Genomic DNA, 19,518 nt, shown 5'->3' with positions numbered 1-19,518 from the left:
GAAGCTTGTGGGAAAATGCAAGTCATTTAAATACGGGCAAAAGTATTAATATTTAATCAGAAGGGACTTATGAAGTAAGGAGAATCATTAACAGGTTTAACGATTGGTGGATTACTATTAAGTTTTAAAAGGCTTAAACTATTTTATTGATCAATTCTATTCTGTTAACGCTTTTTAATGAAATTATCGAAGGAACCATAAAACCTGATGGTATAGAAGGAAGTGCCGTCCAATTCTTTCCAATCAATCAGCTGCCTAAAGATATGGACCCCGATATCATAAAAGTAATTTGTAATTATTCAAGGTTTCGCAACTAAATTTTTTCAAAACCAGCCGTATTTTCACTCTTCTTAAAAAAGAAATGAAGAAAAAATGATGCTCTTTCCAAAGTATTGGTTGGGAGATGAATAAATCGTAATCAAAAACTTTGGAGGGAGGACAATTGGCGATTCTACAACACGTTACAAAAGAAGTACTAAAGGAAGCTAAAAATGATATCGTAATGGATGCCTTAGGAACGATGGCTTTAGATTTCATACTCAATTGATCGCCTAAAATGCGTTCAAAGATCAAAGAGTAAAGAAATGCCAAACAAAGCAAAACTGGAAGGAGCTGTATTCTGTTGAGTTGGAAATATATGTATAATACTTGGACGAGTTACCCCAATTTAATTCATGAAATGCGTTTAATGCTTGAAGAAATGAAGGATGATGAAATAGCACTTGAAGATGCCTTTTATAAAAATTTGGAATTCGGGACGGGTGGTATGCGAGGGGAAATTGGTCCAGGTACGAATAGGATGAACATTTATACCGTGCGAAAAGCGACTGTAGGACTTGCTGAGTATATTCAATCGTTTGGAAACGAGGCAAAATCCAGAGGAGTCGTAATTGCTTATGATTCCAGACATAAGTCTCCCGAATTTGCATTGGAAGCAGCCAAGACTTTGGCAACAAAGGGAATTAAAGCTTTTTTATTTGATGAATTACGGCCTACCCCACAGCTCTCTTTTTCCGTCCGTAAGCTGGGTGCATTTGCCGGTATCGTCATTACAGCAAGCCATAATCCGCCTGAATATAATGGGTATAAAGTTTACGGATCAGACGGGGCACAGCTACCTCCTGAAGCGGCGGATCAAGTCATTAATTACGTGAACGCGATTGAAAGTGAGCTTTCCCTTGTAGTTGAAGAAGAAGAAATCCTAAAGGACAGAGGACTCATTCAAATCATCGGGGAGGAGCTGGATACTGCTTATAATGAGCAATTGCTCACTATTCCGGAAAATCCAAAGTTAGCAGATGAAGTCGATGTAAAGCTCGTATTTACACCGCTTCATGGTACAGCCAATAAATCGGTAAAACGTGCTTTGCATGATCTAGGATATCGAAATGTCCATTTTGTTAAAGAACAGGAAAAGCCCAATGCTAACTTTCCTACCGTTAAAGTCCCTAATCCAGAGGAACATGCTGCTTTTGAATTGGCCATTGCGCTTGGTAACCGCGTCGACGCTGATTTGTTGATTGCCACCGATCCGGATTCGGATAGGCTCGGAATTAGCGTGAAAAATAATGCTGGAGATTATGTCGTATTAACAGGCAACCAAACAGGCGCTCTCTTTTTGGATTATTTAATTTCACAAAAACAAAAGAAAGGGACTCTTGCTGAAAATGGAGTCGTATTAAAGACCATCGTGACCTCAGAAATAGGAAGGGCGATTTCTGAGCAAAATGGTTTAAAGACCGTAGATGTTTTAACTGGATTTAAGTTCATTGCTGAAAAAATCAATGAATACCACAGAAGTGGAGAACATTCTTTCCTGTTTGGCTATGAAGAAAGCTATGGATATCTAATCAAAGATTTTGCTCGAGATAAGGATGCCATACAGGCTACCATTCTGGCAGTGGAAGTCTGTGCCTATTACAAAAAGCAAGGCAAAACGATGTACGAAGGTTTAATGAAAGTTTTCGATAAATATGGATATTACTTGGAAGATTTGCAATCGCTGACTTTAAAAGGAATTGAAGGTGCCAGACAAATTGATGCGATTCTCAATGAATTCCGTGAAAATCCACCCGATCAAATCTCTGGTCATCAAGTAGTGGTTCAAGAGGATTATCTCAGCAGGAAAAAATATATGTTTGCGTCAAATAGGGAAGAGGCCATCAAGCTCCCAAAATCGAACGTATTAAAATACTTTCTTGAAGATGGCACCTGGGTATGTTTACGACCTTCCGGAACAGAACCTAAAATTAAATTTTATTTCGGTGTTCAAGGAAGCTCGATGAAGGAAGCGAAAGGGAAATTATCCACCGTTATGAAAGACTTTATGAGAAGTATCAATAAAATGCTTTAAAGAAGGACTCTCATTCAGAGGATCTTCTAAAAAAACTAGGGTCCGCATTCATTATGTAAAGAAATGCGGACACTTTTTTGTCTATCATTAATAGTACTGTTTTCTAAATCTAGCACACGGCCTTTCGTCCTTAGGCCTTACGGAGTTGAATAGTGTCCTTTTTCCACCATGGGTATGATGGTGTGCGTGGTAGGTTCTAAGGGGCTGATGCTGATATTTATTATTTTTTACACTAATTGGAATATTGAGCATATAATATATTATTCCAATCCAATTCTCCAACCCCCCCTATATAGTAGCCTTGCTGATACCGTATGACGTTACGTAGTACAGTTGTACAGGCCCTAGGATGGGCCTTATGAAAGGTGCTAAATGGGGAGGGTTTTTAAAAGGGTCCTTTTGGCGATCATGGTTTGGCCGTCCCTAATGAGAAAAGTCAAATAGGAAAGGAACCTTAAAAGATGAAGTCTTAAAACATAAAACTAGAACATCTAACATAATACATAAAATCGACATTCAGACAAAAGAACCTCCCCATATTTAACTATTGCTTAGTAATGTCATAAAGATATATTTTATATAGCGTGCATACCCCGAACTATTTCCTTCTTGGAGCCTTGCCGAAATTACTAAAGTTTCTTACCTAGTGGCGATGCTGATTGCTCTTTTGACCCTCTACAGAGCCTAATATTTGGTCAAGCACCTTTTTAATTTAATTATGTTGTTTAGCTCGTTCTTCAAACTTCCGCGATGGCACAAGCTCATGCAATTCTCGTCGATTTCGATCAGGGACAGCTTTCATATGCTGTGCGTTAACAACTAAAAACTCCATTTCGCAAGCTTTAATTAAGTTCAAGAAAGGTTTCCAAAACCACGCCTCTGCTTTTATATTGTTGCTGTGATTATTGAAAACAGCGTATTAAATATAAAATCATAGAATAAGTATAAGAAGTAAAAAGGTGCTTAGTTAATTATTTTTTCATTCGTTTTATCTCCAATTTTCTTCCTTTTTATTATTAGGGAATAGTCGTTTTTTCGAAAAAAGAAACTTTCAATCTTATGAACTTTTTTTAAAGAACTAAAATTCTTTCCTGTTTATAATAATATTCGAAGGTGAGTGAACATGAAAAATATAATAAAAAGAAAAATGATAAAAATACTTAATGGAAACAAGGAAACTAGATTAACCGTTCAAGTTGCAGATACTCAAAGAAAAAGAGATAAGGGCTTAATGTTTGTTAGGAAATTACCTGAAAATGAAGGGATGTTATTTGTGTTTTCAGAAGAAATATATGGTGGTTTTTGGATGAAAAACACATTAATTCCTTTATCTATTGCTTTTCTTGACTCAGCTGGGGTAATTCTAAAAATACTTGATATGGAGCCTTGTATAAAAGATATATGCCCTATTTATGATCCAGAAATATCATATCATTATGCAATTGAAGTGAATCTTGGATGGTTTGAAAAGAATCAAATTAAAGTAGGGGATTATGTTATGCTTGGTTGAATTCATATCACCTCACCTTTAATTCTTTTAGGTGAGTTCCAAATGGATATTTATGTTAATCTGACAAAAAAAGGTGCTTTACTTTATTACCAGGAGCTGTTCAGCAGCTCCTTTTCTTATGCAACTAGAGAGGCAGGTTACTTGAATAAGGACTATCTATATTTAGATCATATTGAGGGTAATATAACCAAAATTTTTGTAAGAGGTGTTGGTAAAAAAATATTGTTTTGGGCATATTTATTATCTTTACTTTTTTCATTTCCCCTATACAAACAAATGCAACAACTATGCCTTGTAGTATGGTATTGGAACCAATTGATAAAAAGTTTACAAATTCAAGGGAATAGCCTTGGTTTATAAAGTGAAGTTACGCCCACCAAGTTTTGCACGAACTAATGTAGGTATTCTTGGTATACACCTTCCAGAACCATCTACTTATGGGAATGACGTTAGCTTGGAAGGTTTTGCTTTTATAACAGACGAAATTAGTTGGCGTTTCAGGCTTTATCCTTGTCCAGAAAAAGATAGTCCAACTTGGGCTGGAAGATTTGATGAAATTACAGCGGAAATGGAAAATGTAGAAGTGCAGGTGCGCGTCTTTCTTTCTAATTCAAAAACTGAAAAATTGGGACCCACTATATTAAGAAGTAATATCAAACAATGTAAGTAGCTATGGAACTTACGGGTGCGTGGGAGTTAATCCCGTGAAGTAAACTGTCCGTCCGAAATATGTTTGGGGGCTGGTTGGGACTTAGATTCGTATAACAAGCAAGCTATGACACTGCATGGAGGTATATGGTTAGTAAGTAGACGAGGAAAATTGGAAGTTTTCTTTATTGTTGCTAAAGGAATATCCTACTTCCGAGGGGGTATATATAGCTGGAGAAAGTAGACTAGCAGAAAGCATGATTGAGTTCTTTCCTAACAAATCGGGCGAATGTTAAAAACTTATATAATACTTAAAATGTGCTTGGCAGCAGTAATTGGGCATCTATTTTTCCGAGGCATCAAAACAAAAATATGAAAAGTTGTCGAAAACGGATTGACAGTGATAATCATTATCATATAAAATACTAAATGAAATTGATAATCATTTTCATTTAGTTCTGAAGAAAGAATTTCGATATTTAAAATGCGACAATATTGAATATGCAGTTTTGGACCAGGAAGAAAAATTAAAAAATTAGTCAACCTTATTAGAATTGACGGTAACTCTGACAGACAAAGAGCTAAGATTGAAGAAGAATTTAAAAACTGAATGTGAGTGAGGAACACCTATGAATAAAAATTTTGTAATATTGGAATTATTTCAGCATCAAGTAAGCTGCTGCTGTCCTGGGCAAAAGCACCAACATATAATTGAGTTTCTTCAAGGTGATGTTTGGACAATTACAAACGAACGGAAGTACGTTGATTGCCTAGGATGGCACTCTTTAATAGTTGTCAACAATGAGTTTCAGTTTTTTATGCATGTAGAAGATATTGAGGAACTGTATACCAATGGTAGCATTTGCTCCATTTTGGATTTGAACCTAAAAATTAACCATTTGAGCTTTAAAGTAAACGAAGCACTCGATGCACATGATAGGGAGTCATTTCTTTCATTTGCCGATGAACTGAGCTACGTACAAAAAATAAAGAATAAAATGGACTCTGGAGATGTACATGCTTTTTAAAGAACACGGCATTTTCATGAACATATAAAATAAAAGCAGAGAATCGATCAAGAAGCGGCTCGTTTCAAAAGGACACTTCAACAAAAAGGAAGGTGAGTATCTATCTATAATAGTTTTTCAATGTGATTCGTGTTGCTAAATCAAGAAAGAATTGTATCAGGTGTTAGAAGTTGGCATTTAAATGTAATGCCCTACTGTGGTGTGAGCTCATGCACGATGTAGGTGAATATTCCATTTCCATTGCTTGTTGTAGGTGGAGATCATTAGGTTCAGGGATTCGATGTACCAAATTTTAATTAAAGGTGATAACGCACTAGTTAAAAATTTTTATAAATAATGGATAATAATTATCAATGTTGAAAGGAAATTTATCATGTCTAAAATCATTGTAATTTTTGCCAGTATGAGTGGAAATACAGAAGAAATGGCCAATGCCATTGCAGAAGGAATCACGGAAATCAGTGATGTGAATATTGAAAAGATAGATATAATGGAAGGTCCTGAAGCATCTATACTTGGAGATTACGATGGTATCTTATTAGGTGCATATACGTGGGGAGACGGAGAATTACCGGATGATTATTTAGACTTTTATGAGGAATTGAATCATATTGATCTTACAGGAAAAAAAGCTGCCGTGTTTGGTTCCTGCGATTCTTCTTACACACAATATGGTGCAGCCGTAGATATTTTGACCGAAAAATTAAGGGAACAGGGTGCTGTTATTGTCCTAAAAGGGTTAAAAGTAGAATTAACTCCAGATGATGAGGATATCAAAAACTGCCAAAATTTTGGGAGGGATTTTATAAAGAAAAGTTTTGTCCCTTCGGTAAAGAATTAGAGAAATTTTATGGGGTAAGAGAGGTGATGGGAATGATGGGTAAGGAACATCGGATTTCCATTGCTACTTTAACTGATTACCATCTACAAGATTTTATAAGATGTCCTTATCAATTTTACTTTCTTCATATAGAAGGAAAAATCATACCTCAATTGGATTGGAGGAAAATGGTTCAATTTGTGGTTAAACAAGTTGTAGGTCGTTATTATAAACTTCCTCCAATAAATCAGACGACAAAGAAAGTTATGGAGTTCATAGATGATCATTGGAGTGCCATTGATGTACGTCAGTTTGAGTCAAAGAATCATTATTATATGGCTCTTGCTAATATAACAGATCATTTACTCCAATTTTTAACCACTACAAAAATTGAATATCCACCTTTATTTTTATATGAAAAGTTTAACATTAATATGGAGGAGTTGGGAACCGAACTTAACTTAACTTTCGAAGTTGCAGAATGGTCAAGCAACTCATTCATCATAAAGAAGTATTTAGTTGATACACATGAAGAAATGAACCTATTATTTAATAATATGATTTCGGTATTTTGTGAAAAGGCATTTGGTCAGCTACCGGAAAGAATAGAGATATACTCGCTTATGGAAGGTAAAACGGAAACGTATATTCCGACCATGAACGATGTTTCGGATGGATTGGAATACCTCAACATAATCAAGAAACTTTTACAAGAACCCAAAAAGTATTTGAAAACGGATTCCTTAACAGTTTGCAAAAGCTGCTCTTATCAAAAAAGATGTTATGAAGGTATGAATATAAACCAAGAAAGATTCAATAGTCAAGAATCGTGTTCAGAAAACCCTGGATTATTGCGGTTGTGGACAAAGTTGACAGTGAATAATTACTTAGTTTTTAACATCTTGCGTATAAGAGGATGATCTAATATTAAGCGGGTTGCGATTAGGTAATTAATTCTAATAGAATAATATGATCAGAAAAAAACGATGGAAAACCTGCCAACGTTCAATCGTTGCCTCATTGGATTTACGTACTATTAAAGAGAAAAAACGTTCTGAAAAAACCCTGCCAAAAAGTTTTGGAGGGTTATTGGGCATGGCCCAAAAAAGTAGACCAAACGGGAAGTGAAATTTCAGAGAAAGATTTTGACATACTAATAGCTGGTTGGTCCTGTAAGAAGTATGGAAAATGATTAAACTTTTTTATAACAGTATCATTCAATTGAATATGGTAAAGCACATGTTTTGACCAATCTTTTTACAAAACATGCGCTTTCCATTTTTGTTCCGTTATCAAGGCTTCTTGTATTAATTTGATACCACATTGTTTCAAAGCTACAATAACACTTCTCGTTTTTTATGCGATTGCAGGTACAAGAGGATGCATATCAAGTCGCTCATAGCTTCTCTCTTATGCTACTTTCTTTTGTTTTTGGTCTAAGCGATGACTTAGGAAAGTTAGAAGACTTGCAAAGATAGCAACCAACCCACCTACCAATGTAACATTCATCAAATTTCCCTGATGGTAAACAACTCCGCCTAATGCGGAACCAAAGGCGATACCGACATTGCTTGCTACTGGCATCAGTGAAGCAGCTAGTCCTGTAGCTTTTGGTTGATAAATGCCGGCAAGATCTATCAAATAAAGCTGGGTAGATGTTGTTAAAAGGATGGCCATTAATGACATTAAACTAATATTAACCAATCCAAAGATTAAATTATCTGTGGTCCAATATAAACTGACCAGAACAATTGCTTGAACGAGAAAAACAAACCGGAGGCGCCCGATAGCATTGTGGCTGGCAATTTTACCAGCAAGAATGTTGCTGAAAATGGAAATGAATCCGTAGCCAAACAAGATCAAACTGATTGAACTACCTGGTGCATCCATTCCTTTCAGGATCGGAACAAGATACGTATATACGGCATATGTTGCTCCAAATCCAAGAGATGGAATGAAAAAAGCCATCAAGATTCGTGGCTGTGTTAACAAAGAAAATTGCTCACGCATTGAACTGCGAAATGTACTGTGCATAGTAGGTAAAATGAAAAAAGATGCCAAAAACGCAATTCCACCGAGAAAAGTCGTTAACAGGAAGGTTGCATTCCAGTCATACCAATCAGCGATGACAGTGCCTATTGGTACTCCAATTACATTTGCAAGAGTAAAACCACCGAAAACGAATGATATAGCAAGTCCACGTTTTGCGATTGGCATGGTTTCGCTTGCAACAATCATGGCAAGCGAAATTAAAACGCCTGTTACGATCGCAGTCATCATCCGAAGAGCAAGGAGCATGATGTAGCTCGTCGAAATTACGCACAAAGCATTCAGGATGATGAACGATCCGATCAAAAACAACATCCATTTACGTTTTGGAAAATGGCTTGTTGCCGACATCACGAGTGGTGTCGCAATGGCAAACGTAATCGCAAACGCAGAAACGAGTGTACCTGCTTTTGCATTTGTAATATGGAGACTCGAGGAAATATCGGTTAAGATCCCAATGATAACAAATTCGCTTGTCCCGAGAACAAATGTTAATAAAGTAAGTGTTAAGATGAGTAACCAATGTCGCTTGGATAATTCTGTGTCGTGCATAAATACCTCTTTTCTTGGATGAATGTAAATGTGTCACATGGTAGATAAACAATTTAACTATCATATCATAAAAAATATTTATGTGGAAAACCCTTGCTTAGTTATCGTTTATTATTTCTTGCTAAAAAGCTTGTGCCTGAATCATTCATTATTTTTACCGTAACCTTTTTTGTTATTGAACCAAAAATAATCCAAAACGGATAAATAAGGAAAAACAATGAAAATAAGCAAAAATCAAAAGGGAACAATGGGAAAAGTTAAGGATAATCTAAAGAGGGAAGCTGTCAAAAATATCATGGCAAAAACGGGAGACCTAGCAAGGTTAGATGCTAAAGTCAATCATACTTACACTTTAAACATCAAGGAGGGAAGGATGGCAAGCAACATATAAACGGAAAGTGTGTTGTCAATAATGGAAAAATCAAAGTCAAGAAATTCTGGTGTTAAGTAAATTTCAAACCCCTTTTAAAAACGGCAACATTGTAGGTATGTAACTTATAAAATAACCGAACCGGAACTTATTATTCACTTTGTTTTTTACCCGAATTACATGAAAGGTTCATGTTACTATCGGTATTAATTCGGGGTATATTTCTTCTTTCTGATCTCATACTAAAGATAAGAAGGAGGGGTATCCATGGCAAAACGAACAAAGAAAAATGATGCAGACCAAAAGAACAAACAAGGATTCAATTCAAGCAAAACGGATTCAGAATTCTCTCAAGAATTTGGCAGTGCAAACGCTAATCAAGCACATAAAAATAAAGCAAAAAAAGAAAAAGCATCTAAAAATCAAGGTGAGTGGAAAGGCATGCATTAATTAATGCTTGCCAGACTCGAACCCATGATAAGTGATGACTTCCCCAGAGTACAAAGGGTGGAGGTCTGCTTCTAACGGTTTACTGAACTTTATGTAAAGGAGCTTATTTAGATGACTCAATCTAAGCGACAAGAAGAACGCCAATGGAAAGATCGTAAACAATCGCAGAATCCCCATGGTAAGGTTAAATCATTTGATCAATTAGCTGAAGGCATGGGCAAAAATGAATCTGAAACCAAGTAAAACTGCTTAAGAATGAGAGGCTATCCCATAGGGTCAGAGCCCTACAAAAAGTGGGGTCACTTCCTTGGGGTAGCCTCTCTTTGTCGTTACCTAAAATTAGTTTAAAAATTTAACCTTTATCAACAAGCATAGTGTCTTCGTAGTGGGCACCTTTAAACATTGAATCTTGTTTTGGGATACACAGGTTTGTTCGTGATGCTGGCAATTATCTTTTTAATAGTAATTTCCAATAGGTTTTATTTTGGTGGATATAGTAGCTTATTATTCTGTAATTTCTTATATCTTTATAAAAACTAAAAACAAAATTGAGAGACAATCTTGTGAATATCCTTCCTGTACCGGATGTGGGTTGATACAATGGTTGGATATTATTTCTAGCCTTTGGCAGTAATTCTCCTTCTTATTTATTACAAATGGTATAGAAGTGTACAAAGCAAAACAGCTAAAGGATGGGTTGTTATTATTTTCATTCCATCAACTGCCATTTTTTTATTTATTACTTTTTTATTCGGGTTTGGATACGGGTACAGACCGTAAGGATTATCCTTTTTTATTACATAGTTTATAGGTCTTAAGCAACTGATATGAACGAAACTGTCAACCCACCACACCCAAATGTTTTTAAATGGTGTTTCATTCAGCTATGAATAGAGTTATTCCTTGTTCAACTTATAAACCAAATATCCTTTCGGATTTAGCTTGTCAAGGGCGCACTTTCCCTTGATAAGCTAAATCGAAATGGATACAATTCTAAAAGTTGAACAAGGATAACCTTAAAAACTTGGCACGAAGGCAAAAACGTTGACGGTGGTATACAAACTGATATGCGTGGGTTGGTTACCACATTTCACTCCATCCGTCACGGAGCTGCCTCGGACTAACGGCGCACGTTCAGTCCCTAGACCTAGTGCATAGTTGCACATGAGGGTTCTCCTTCCCGGGGGTTTGCCTTCGAGCCAAATCTTCAATTCTAAATCACAAAATTATGATTCGATAAAATCATTTATTACATAATCTTACTTTCGATCTACTTAAGCAACATTCGATACACTTACTTGCTTATCCTCAATGGCACAACCGATAGCCCAAATAAAACCAAGTAATTCTCTGGCTACTGCAACAACAGCTACTTTTCCACCTTTTCCTTTAGCAGAGATGCGATGATATTTCATATGAAGACGGTGTTGAGCCTTCCAAGCAATACGTTTTGCCTCTGGATCTTGACCTTCTTGACGTTTAAGCAATTCACCTTTAAGAGATGGTCGATGGCGATAAGACCAACAAACTTCTACTATGGAACGACGAATTTGGGAGTTTCCGGTTTTCGTAATGGAACCTTGCCAACGACTAGACCCACTCGAGTATTCCTTTGGAACAAGTCCAGCATAGGACATCAGTTGTCTTGGGTTTGAAAAGCGAGAAAACTGTCCAATTTCAGCTACCAAAGTAACAGCTGTGACTTCTGCGACTCCTCTTAATGTTTGAAGAGCTTGAATTACCGGAGCATGTTCACATTGAATAGCTTCTTCATGGATCTGAGCTTCGATACGTTTCATACGATCTTCAACTTCATTGATTGCATGAAGATATTCTTGAAAAACAATACGTTGAGAAGCTCTTTCAAATGTTAATCGTTTTAACCATTCACGATGTTTTACGGACCAATTTCGAACTCCTTGCGGAGGACGTATTCCATGACGAAGTAAGAAGTGAACAAGTCTCTGGCGAGAACTTTGTAAATCCTCACGAGCATCATGACGAGCACGAATTAAGTCTCTCAATGCTTCATGATCTTCATCTGGAACCCATACAGAAGTAAGCTCACCAGCGCGAAGTAGCTGAGCTAATCTAATAGAATCTCTTTTATCTGTTTTCACACGATCGCCCGATCGCTTTGGAATAAGGGAGGGTGCAACAACCATACAATCAATGTCCATAGATAGAAGAAATCGATAAATTCCATACCCAGAAGATCCTGCTTCATAACATACTAATAGGCTTTCGGGCTTCCCTAACTTTTTCATCAATTTGCGAATATCCTCTGGTTTATTTTGAATAGTTCCATGAAATCTAGGTTCACCACGACCAGAATCAGCAATCGCAACAGCAATTGAATCTTTAGATACGTCTAAACCAACAAATTTTTGAACATCCTTCATAATATCGGCTCCTTTTCGTGTGTAGCTCTACACTTGTTTTTTTATTTTTGGTAGTAACATTATGACCAAGTGCAATCTACGTTAAGCGATGGGAGCCGTTTTCGTTCATTATGACTAACGGGTGCGTTTGCGACATAATAAGGCTGCCATTTGGCGGCCTTTTAAAAGAATAATCAATAATCAAATTCAAAATAAGAAAAAAAGAATATTAGGGTTATTTTAGATATTTTGTATTTTTTGCACACTTTATGCATGAATTTGTAATCATAATGTAAAATTAGGTAAATATGTTTGTCACTTAAAGCTGATAAAATCAAATAAAAAGGATTTTATCGGGGGAGAAAATGAAAAAAATTATAGCATCTTTTGTAGTGTCAGGATTGTTACTATCAAATCCGTTGGTTAGTAATGCTGCATTGGGCGATCGTACGTTAAAAAGTGGAATGACCCATACCGAAGTAAAACAATTACAAGAGGTATTAAAGAAAAAAGAATATTTCAAGAGTAAAAATACAACTACATATTTTGGGACGGTTACTAAAAGTGCAGTTGTAAAGTTCCAAAAGAATAAAGGCTTAAAAGCTGATGGTATTGTAGGTCCGAATACATATAAAGCATTGGGTGTAAAAAAGCAGACATCCAACGGAGCTAATGTGAATAAAGCAAGCAATAAATCTTCTGCGATAGTGAAAGAAGCAAAAAAGCATTTGAGGGTACGGTATGTATGGGGGGGGACTACACCAAAAGGTTTTGATTGTAGCGGATTCCTAAAATACGTTTTCGAAAAAGGTGCAGATGTCACTTTACCAAGAACGGTATCTGAAATTTATAAAAAGGGGACAAAGGTTTCCAAACTACAAGCTGGAGATTTGGTCTTTTACGAAACCTATAAAACTGGTGCCTCACATGCTGGTATTTATATCGGGGGTAATCAATTCATACACAGCTCATCATCAAATGGTGTAAGCATTACCTCTATGGATAATAGTTATTGGAAGAAAAGATACTTAGGAGCAAAAAGAATGTAATAGAGAAAGTTGCCAGTTCTTTTATTAGAGTCTGGCTTTTCTTTTTTTAAATTGTTCTACCAATAGGTTACGATACTGAGAAGTCCTATGTGATCAGCAGCTCCTTTTCTTATGGAACTAAACCAGCTAATAGTTTGTCAACATTTATCAATAAAAACTAAAAATATTTCATGCTATACTAAAAATATGCATGCTAAATTACCTTCCAACGAACTGCCTTTGGAAAGTTTTGTGATATTTAGTTATACTTTTAAACTAGGCCAGGTCTTGGAAAGTCGAGTTGTTTTGTAATAGTGCATATATCCATTGTAGAAGCTTATTAGCACATGCTATAACAGCTACTTTATAGGGCTTTCCTTCTTTCCGTTTCTTATCATAGAACTCACGTAATCTCTTGTTACGAGGGATAACTTCATCAGTCGTTTTCTTTTTGCGACAATCACGAATGGCACATCGAACAGCCATATATAAGGCATGCCGTAATCTAACTCGAACCTCTTTTGGTTATTTTGTTTACGGATCCCTTGAATCTACCAGATTCAAAGATACTAGGATCAATTCCTGCAAATGCTACGAGTTTTTTAGGGTGATTAAACCGATCAATTTCAGAAATAATCGTTGCCGCGATTTTTTCACCGATACCAGGGATTGATTGGATTATCTTATATTCTTCAATTTCTTTAGCCAAAGCACCTATCTCTTCTTCCAACTTTGATAGGTGCTTTTGGTATTCTATAAGCATTTTGATATACATTTCTAAGCTCATTATATGACTTTGATACAGTGTTGTCTGAAAGGGATTTTTAGCTGCTGCAGCTATAAGTTTCTTTGCCTTTGTATTTGCCCACTTTCTTGAACGACTTGTACAAAATTCATCGATTTTATTACCTAAAGCTTCTTCATCGACTACCAAAACATCTCCAGATGTAGGATATTCTAATAAGGTTAGTAAAGAGACAACTGAATATAAATCCCCAAAAACCCCATGATACTCAGGGAAAACCTGATCAAGTACTGCTTGAAATTGGAGTTTCGTTTGTACATATATACCCGTTACATTTTCGTGTTGTCTTGTAAGGTTACGAAGGTTTAAGAGTTGAATTCCTCGTTTTTTATTTGGTTCCAGATCTTCTTTATAATACAGCTCGCAGAGATGGTAAGCATCAATCACATCTGTCTTTACTTTTCGTAGAGATGAGCTCTTTGCTCGATAGGAGACAAGTGGGTTAATGATAATTAGTAAATAACCTCTATCCTCGAAATACTGAACAACTGGAGTATGATAATGCCCAGTAGACTCTAAAACGACCGGAGGTCGAATTCCTGTTAAGTTTTCTATCTCTCTAAGGTATCGGTGTAAGCTCTCTAGCCCTTCAACGGTATGTGCTACTTTAAAACTTCTTTTATAAGGCTTCTTCTTATCCAAGAATGCTTGAACCTGACTTTCACCTTTAGCTACATCCAGACCAACTACTGGATTCATTTTTATCTCCTCCAAAAACATAATATTGCCGGTAACCCCTAATCCTTCTTGCAGTATCATAGCTTCGCTTGTTATACGAGATCTTGGTCCCAACCAGCCAAATCATGTTTAAGCAAGTAGGGGGCGAACTGTTTAGTTGACGGGATCTTAAGCCCCACGGGCAGGTACGTTCTACCCCGGCTACCGTTATCATATATCGATATAAAAAATGTTCAACCAGAAATAACTGGCTGACCTTATAATACGATCGGGGCAGGATAGTTGAAGAAGAACAAAGAATAATATTAATATTTTTCTTTGATTTAAACATTAGCTAATATGTCTATGTTTATGCTGGAAAGGTTTAAAAAAGCAATACCTTGGCAGGCATTGCTTTTTTTCACTGAGGAGGATTAGTGAGTAAGTAGGAGGGTATCAGAAGTAGCAACTTTTACTAGAAAAGATTTGCCTCCATTTGTTTTAGCAACCTTCTTAAAAGCATCCTCTCATCCAAAGTAATATCTGTTAATAACCTATCTTGTTGTTTTCTCCACTTTTCATTAACAGGGGCTTCAAGGTCTTTTCCAACGTCGGTAAGGAATATCCTAGTAATTCTTTTGTCGTTGTAATCTTTTCGTCGAATAATTAGACCTTTCTTCTCAAGAGCTTTAACCATATTAGTAACTGTGGGAGCCTCGCAATTTAATTTGTTACAAAGTTCAACTTGAGTTAAGCCATCTTCTCTCCAAAGTTTACATAAAAGGTTATCTTGTCCAACATGCAAGTTAAGATCATGTAGTAAATGATTGTAATTTCTTCGTGTCTGTGACGAAATTTTGTCTAATAGCTCTCTTATTTCATCATTTAACATATAAAAACTCCCCGTCTAAAATAATTAGTGACCTAACTATAACTTGGAGTGTATTTTAAGTCAATTTATAGGTCAAAGCCAAACTAATCGTTTGTACTTTTTGCCTTTTCACCATACTCTTTACCAAAAGCCTCCATCATATCTAGAACAGGGATTAACTTCATTCCTTTTTCTGTGAGTGAATACTCTACTTTAGGAGGAACTACAGGAAACACTTCACGTTTAATGACACCATCGTTCTCTAATTCTCTTAGTTGCTTAGTGAGGGAACCTTGTGATAGGTCCCATAGAAAATTTTTGATGTCGGAATAACGACGTTTAGTTCCCTTTAAGTACCAAAGAATAAAATACTTCCAACGTCCAGATAAAACATTTTGAGTAAATGCTATTGCGTACATATCTTCTTTTTCGTCTATAAACTTTCTTTGAAATCCATCTTTACAAACCTTCAATTTATTTCACTCCTGTCTATAAGTACAAAAATATGTACTATATCCATTTAGATTGCCCTCTTTTCAACTAATCATAATGACTTTATGATTGTCTATATAAACCAAAGCAAATAATTACTAGTTAATTATTCTTATCTGAAAGACGATAAGATTAACATTATTTTTTGGTTTAATAGTTAGTAGGCTAACTAACTATACCATAGATAGGAGGTTTTGATTAGTGGATATAGGAAATTCAGGACTAAAATTGTCGATTTTAGACTTCGTTCATATTTATAAAGAAAGTAATGCTAGAAAAAGTCTTCAAAATACAACAGAAATGGTTCAATTAGCAGACCGTTTAGGATACAACAGGTATTGGTTCACTGAGCATCACAATACAACTACTTTGATGAGTACCTCACCTGATATGTTAAGTATGCATGCAGCTGCTCATACCAAAAACATTCGTGTAGGTTCTGGTGGGGTTATGTTACCTAATCACAGTCCTTTGAAAGTGGTGGAGAACTTCACTCTTTTAGAAGGATTATATCCAGGTCGGGTTGATCTTGGTATAGGTAGGGCGTCTGGAACTGATGGCTGGACTATGTGGGCTTTGCTGAGGTCCAAAGAATTATTAGGAGTAAATGATTTTCCCGAGCAATTAGACCACTTGCTTTCCTTTTTTGACCGTAACTTCAAAATTACTCATCCTTTTAGTAACATAAATCCTCCTGGAGACAAATCGATGGTACCTGATATGTATATGTTGGGTTCTAGCGAGGGTGGATTACAGTTTGCACTCGAAAAAGGCTTAGGATTTGTATTTGCTGCACATCTCGCACCACAATTAGCTGTTCCAATGTTAAGAACTTACAATTCTAACTTTAAACCTTCGTCTTATTTAAGAGAACCGAAAAGTATGTTGGCGACTATTGTTATCACAGCCGAAACTGAAGAAGAGGCTAAGTATATTGCAGGACCGGTAGAGTTACTTTGGGCACGGATGAGTACAGGTTCAAAAAACCTAACATTTCCTACACTAGAAGAAGCCAAAAATCACAAATATTCTCTAGAAGAAGAAAGAGCTAAGGAAAGAAATAAAGAACGCTTTATTATTGGCAGTGCAGCAAACGTCGCTGACCAACTTACTAAGACTGCGAAGGCATGTTTAGTTAATGAAATTATTATTGCTGATTTTTATCCTGATCAAGAAAGTCGAAAAAGAGGACATGAATTATTGGCAAAGGAACTAGGGTTAATACAAAAAAATAATTAAATCGGTATGTAAGAAGGAGAATTCAATAGTGATTGAAAGAAAACTTAAACTTGGAGGTATCATCGACGGAGTTGGTTGGAACTATTTTGGATGGCGACATCCTGATATACCAGTAAACGCCAGCGAAAATATTGATTTCTATGTTGAAAAAGCCATCCAACTTGAAAGTGCGAAGTTTGATGCAATTTTTTTAGCTGACGTCAGTCATATTGGACCGGGCATGATACCACATTATCTTAGCATGTTTGAAGGAATATCTATTTTGTCTGCATTGAGTATGGTAACTCATTCTATAGGATTAACTGCTACAATAGCTACTTCATACGCTGATCCATTTACAGTTGCCAGACAGATAGCTTCGCTGGATAAGATTAGTAATGGTCGAGCCGGATGGAATGCTATCACTTCTAATCCAGGAGGTTTAGCAAATTATAGCCGTACTCATTTAAGAAAATCAGACCTTTATCCACTGAAAGAAGAATTTCTAGAAATTGTTGAAGGTCTTTGGGATTCGTATGAAGATGATGCATTTATACGTGATAAAAAAAGTGGAGCATTTTATGACCCAAGTAAGATGCATTCATTAAATTATACAGGCAATTACTTTTCAGTAGATGGACCTTTAAATATTAGTCGTTCAAGACAAGGAAGACCAGTTGTCTTTCAAGCTGGCACTTCCTCGGCTTTTATGGATATAGCTGCTAAGCATGCTGAAGTCATCATGGCGCCTGGAGATAATTTTGATTATCTAAAGGGATTTACTGCTGAACTAAAAAGAAGAGTGGAAAATCAAGGACGATCACCAAACGACCTACTGATAATGCCTTCTCATAGCCCAATTGTGGGTAAAACAGAAAAAGACGCACTAGAAAAATTGAGAGAAATTGAGTCATTAATGCCCATTGGTCATAGAATGCCAAGGCCTCAATTGATGGGATCAGCGGAGAATGTGGCAGAGAAAATAGAACATTGGTATAGAGAAGGGGTAATGGATATCTTACTTATTAGACAAGATTATCCAGCGGGATTTGAGGACTTTATTAAGTTAGTTGTCCCAATATTACAAGAAAAAGGCATATTCAAAAAGGAATATGAGGCTAACACACTTCGAGGAAATTTAGAGCTACCTTACCCCGAGAATATGTATAAAGAATAACAAGAATTAAACCAGTCAACAGAAGGAGAAGTTAAAAACATGAAAAGTAACCGAATTACAAATCTATTAGGTATAAAATATCCCGTTATTTCAGCTGCAATGACATGGGTCACATCAGCAGAGTTTGTTGCTGCAGTATCAAATGCAGGTGGAATGGGTGTATTGGGGCCAAATGCAGGTCAAAAAGATAAAGCGACAAGCGCAGAAGATATGGCAGACCGATTAACAAAAGAAATTCGCAAAGTGAGAGAATTAACTAACAAACCATTTGCAGTAAATTACATTTTTCCAATGGGAGGGGCTTCAGAAGATCCATTTACTAGTGCTGTTTTTGAAGTATTGGTTAAAGAGAATGTAAAGAATGTTATAGCAATTGGACATGGGGTCGTTGATCGTGAATTGAAACGACTTAAAGAACATAACATCAATGTAATTTACAGAGATTTAAGTCCTACCGTAGAAAAGCTTGTAGAAGCTGAAAAAACAGGTGTAGATGCACTTATTGTTACGGGTTATGAAGCTGGTGGTCATATGAGTGATTATAAAATTAGTGCTCTTTCCCTTGTACCACAAATAACATCACTTGTAAAAATCCCTGTAATTGCTGCTGGAGGGATTATAGATGGGCGGGGAGCGAAAGCTGCATTTTCTATGGGAGCAGAAGGTGTATATATGGGTACTAGATTTATTGCGACTGAAGAAAATCCGGCAAGTATAGAAACAAAAAACGCTATTATTAATGTAAAGAGCGAGGAATTTATTGAATTTAAATCAGGTATGGGACATTTGAGAACGATACCGACAGAAGCAGGTAAAAAGGCACTAGAATTAATCAACCAAGGTAAACCTCAAGAAGCATATAAATATTATGGAGAAGGGTTCAAAGTAGGGATGCTAGACGGAGACCTTGTTAATGGGACTGTAAGTGTATCTGAATCAGCTGGAGGTATTAAAGAAATTCTAACATGCCAAGAAGTGGTTGAAGAAATTGTTCGTTCAATTGGGTAAATATCAGCTTTAATCTCAAGGAAATTCCATCTAGGTAAGTTTACTTGGTTTTATGACGGGTTTACCCATCTGGGTAAACTCTGTTGTAGATAGTAATTAAG

16 protein-coding genes and 2 pseudogenes are annotated in these 19,518 nt (G+C 36.2%); 13 read left to right on the top strand and 5 right to left on the bottom strand.

Features of this window, described 5'->3' with window-relative positions; translation table 11 throughout:
- Positions 1-622: 622 nt before the first annotated feature.
- The 6 genes and pseudogenes from QNH43_RS14280 (at position 623) to QNH43_RS14255 (ending at position 7,279) form a co-directional block, all read left to right on the top strand.
- Positions 623-2,353, top strand: coding sequence for a phospho-sugar mutase (locus QNH43_RS14280; RefSeq protein ID WP_434060118.1), 1,731 nt, complete (start codon positions 623-625; stop codon positions 2,351-2,353).
- Between the two features lie 1,123 nt (positions 2,354-3,476).
- Positions 3,477-3,863, top strand: a complete 387-nt coding sequence (locus QNH43_RS14275; protein ID WP_283914629.1) for a DUF192 domain-containing protein — start codon at positions 3,477-3,479, stop codon at positions 3,861-3,863.
- A 227-nt stretch (positions 3,864-4,090) separates the two neighbouring features.
- Positions 4,091-4,533 (top strand): annotated as a pseudogene (locus tag QNH43_RS14270) (hypothetical protein).
- A gap of 607 nt (positions 4,534-5,140) precedes the next feature.
- The gene (locus tag QNH43_RS14265; protein ID WP_283914628.1) at positions 5,141-5,539 is read left to right on the top strand and encodes a hypothetical protein; all 399 of its coding nucleotides are present in this window, start codon (positions 5,141-5,143) and stop codon (positions 5,537-5,539) included.
- A gap of 373 nt (positions 5,540-5,912) precedes the next feature.
- On the top strand, positions 5,913-6,380 hold the full coding sequence (locus tag QNH43_RS14260) for a flavodoxin (RefSeq protein ID WP_283914627.1): 468 nt from the start codon (positions 5,913-5,915) through the stop codon (positions 6,378-6,380).
- Between the two features lie 32 nt (positions 6,381-6,412).
- On the top strand, positions 6,413-7,279 hold the full coding sequence (locus QNH43_RS14255) for a hypothetical protein (protein ID WP_283914626.1): 867 nt from the start codon (positions 6,413-6,415) through the stop codon (positions 7,277-7,279).
- Positions 7,280-7,769: 490 nt separating this feature from the next.
- Here QNH43_RS14255 and QNH43_RS14250 read toward each other — a convergent pair whose 3' ends face one another.
- On the bottom strand, positions 7,770-8,960 hold the full coding sequence (locus QNH43_RS14250; protein WP_283914625.1) for an MFS transporter: 1,191 nt from the start codon (positions 8,958-8,960) through the stop codon (positions 7,770-7,772).
- Between the two features lie 217 nt (positions 8,961-9,177).
- Between QNH43_RS14250 and QNH43_RS14245 the strand changes: the two genes are divergently transcribed.
- From QNH43_RS14245 to QNH43_RS14235, 3 genes are all read left to right on the top strand, one after another.
- Positions 9,178-9,351, top strand: a complete 174-nt coding sequence (locus tag QNH43_RS14245; protein ID WP_283914624.1) for a hypothetical protein — start codon at positions 9,178-9,180, stop codon at positions 9,349-9,351.
- Between the two features lie 246 nt (positions 9,352-9,597).
- Positions 9,598-9,780, top strand: coding sequence for a hypothetical protein (locus QNH43_RS14240; protein WP_076369439.1), 183 nt, complete (start codon positions 9,598-9,600; stop codon positions 9,778-9,780).
- A gap of 111 nt (positions 9,781-9,891) precedes the next feature.
- Positions 9,892-10,023 (top strand): DUF6254 family protein, encoded by a 132-nt coding sequence (locus QNH43_RS14235; protein WP_221408324.1) that lies wholly within the window; start codon positions 9,892-9,894, stop codon positions 10,021-10,023.
- A 1,031-nt stretch (positions 10,024-11,054) separates the two neighbouring features.
- Here QNH43_RS14235 and QNH43_RS14230 read toward each other — a convergent pair.
- On the bottom strand, positions 11,055-12,182 hold the full coding sequence (locus tag QNH43_RS14230) for an IS110 family RNA-guided transposase (RefSeq protein ID WP_089364306.1): 1,128 nt from the start codon (positions 12,180-12,182) through the stop codon (positions 11,055-11,057).
- 344 nt (positions 12,183-12,526) lie between these two features.
- Between QNH43_RS14230 and QNH43_RS14225 the strand changes: the two genes are divergently transcribed.
- A complete protein-coding gene (locus tag QNH43_RS14225) occupies positions 12,527-13,210 on the top strand; it encodes a C40 family peptidase (protein ID WP_283914623.1) in 684 nt (227 codons plus the stop codon).
- A gap of 255 nt (positions 13,211-13,465) precedes the next feature.
- Here the strand turns inward: QNH43_RS14225 and QNH43_RS14220 are convergent.
- From QNH43_RS14220 to QNH43_RS14210, 3 genes and pseudogenes are all read right to left on the bottom strand, one after another.
- Positions 13,466-14,693, bottom strand: a pseudogene (locus tag QNH43_RS14220) (IS110 family transposase).
- A 433-nt stretch (positions 14,694-15,126) separates the two neighbouring features.
- Positions 15,127-15,543 (bottom strand): MarR family winged helix-turn-helix transcriptional regulator, encoded by a 417-nt coding sequence (locus QNH43_RS14215; protein WP_283914622.1) that lies wholly within the window; start codon positions 15,541-15,543, stop codon positions 15,127-15,129.
- 83 nt (positions 15,544-15,626) lie between these two features.
- On the bottom strand, positions 15,627-15,995 hold the full coding sequence (locus QNH43_RS14210; protein WP_434060117.1) for a winged helix-turn-helix transcriptional regulator: 369 nt from the start codon (positions 15,993-15,995) through the stop codon (positions 15,627-15,629).
- A 220-nt stretch (positions 15,996-16,215) separates the two neighbouring features.
- Here QNH43_RS14210 and QNH43_RS14205 point away from each other — a divergent pair, with 220 nt between their 5' ends.
- The 3 genes from QNH43_RS14205 to QNH43_RS14195 are packed head-to-tail and all read left to right on the top strand — an operon-like array spanning position 16,216 to position 19,417.
- Positions 16,216-17,253, top strand: a complete 1,038-nt coding sequence (locus QNH43_RS14205) for an LLM class flavin-dependent oxidoreductase (RefSeq protein ID WP_283914621.1) — start codon at positions 16,216-16,218, stop codon at positions 17,251-17,253.
- 28 nt (positions 17,254-17,281) lie between these two features.
- Complete coding sequence (locus QNH43_RS14200; protein WP_283914620.1) at positions 17,282-18,409, top strand: NtaA/DmoA family FMN-dependent monooxygenase; 1,128 nt, start codon at positions 17,282-17,284, stop codon at positions 18,407-18,409.
- 39 nt (positions 18,410-18,448) lie between these two features.
- On the top strand, positions 18,449-19,417 hold the full coding sequence (locus QNH43_RS14195) for an NAD(P)H-dependent flavin oxidoreductase (RefSeq protein WP_283914619.1): 969 nt from the start codon (positions 18,449-18,451) through the stop codon (positions 19,415-19,417).
- Positions 19,418-19,518 lie beyond the last annotated feature (101 nt).

It is taken from the genome of Peribacillus simplex, from assembly GCF_030123325.1.
Classification (GTDB): domain Bacteria; phylum Bacillota; class Bacilli; order Bacillales; family DSM-1321; genus Peribacillus; species Peribacillus simplex_D.
This window is presented reverse-complemented; position numbering and strand designations above follow the sequence as displayed.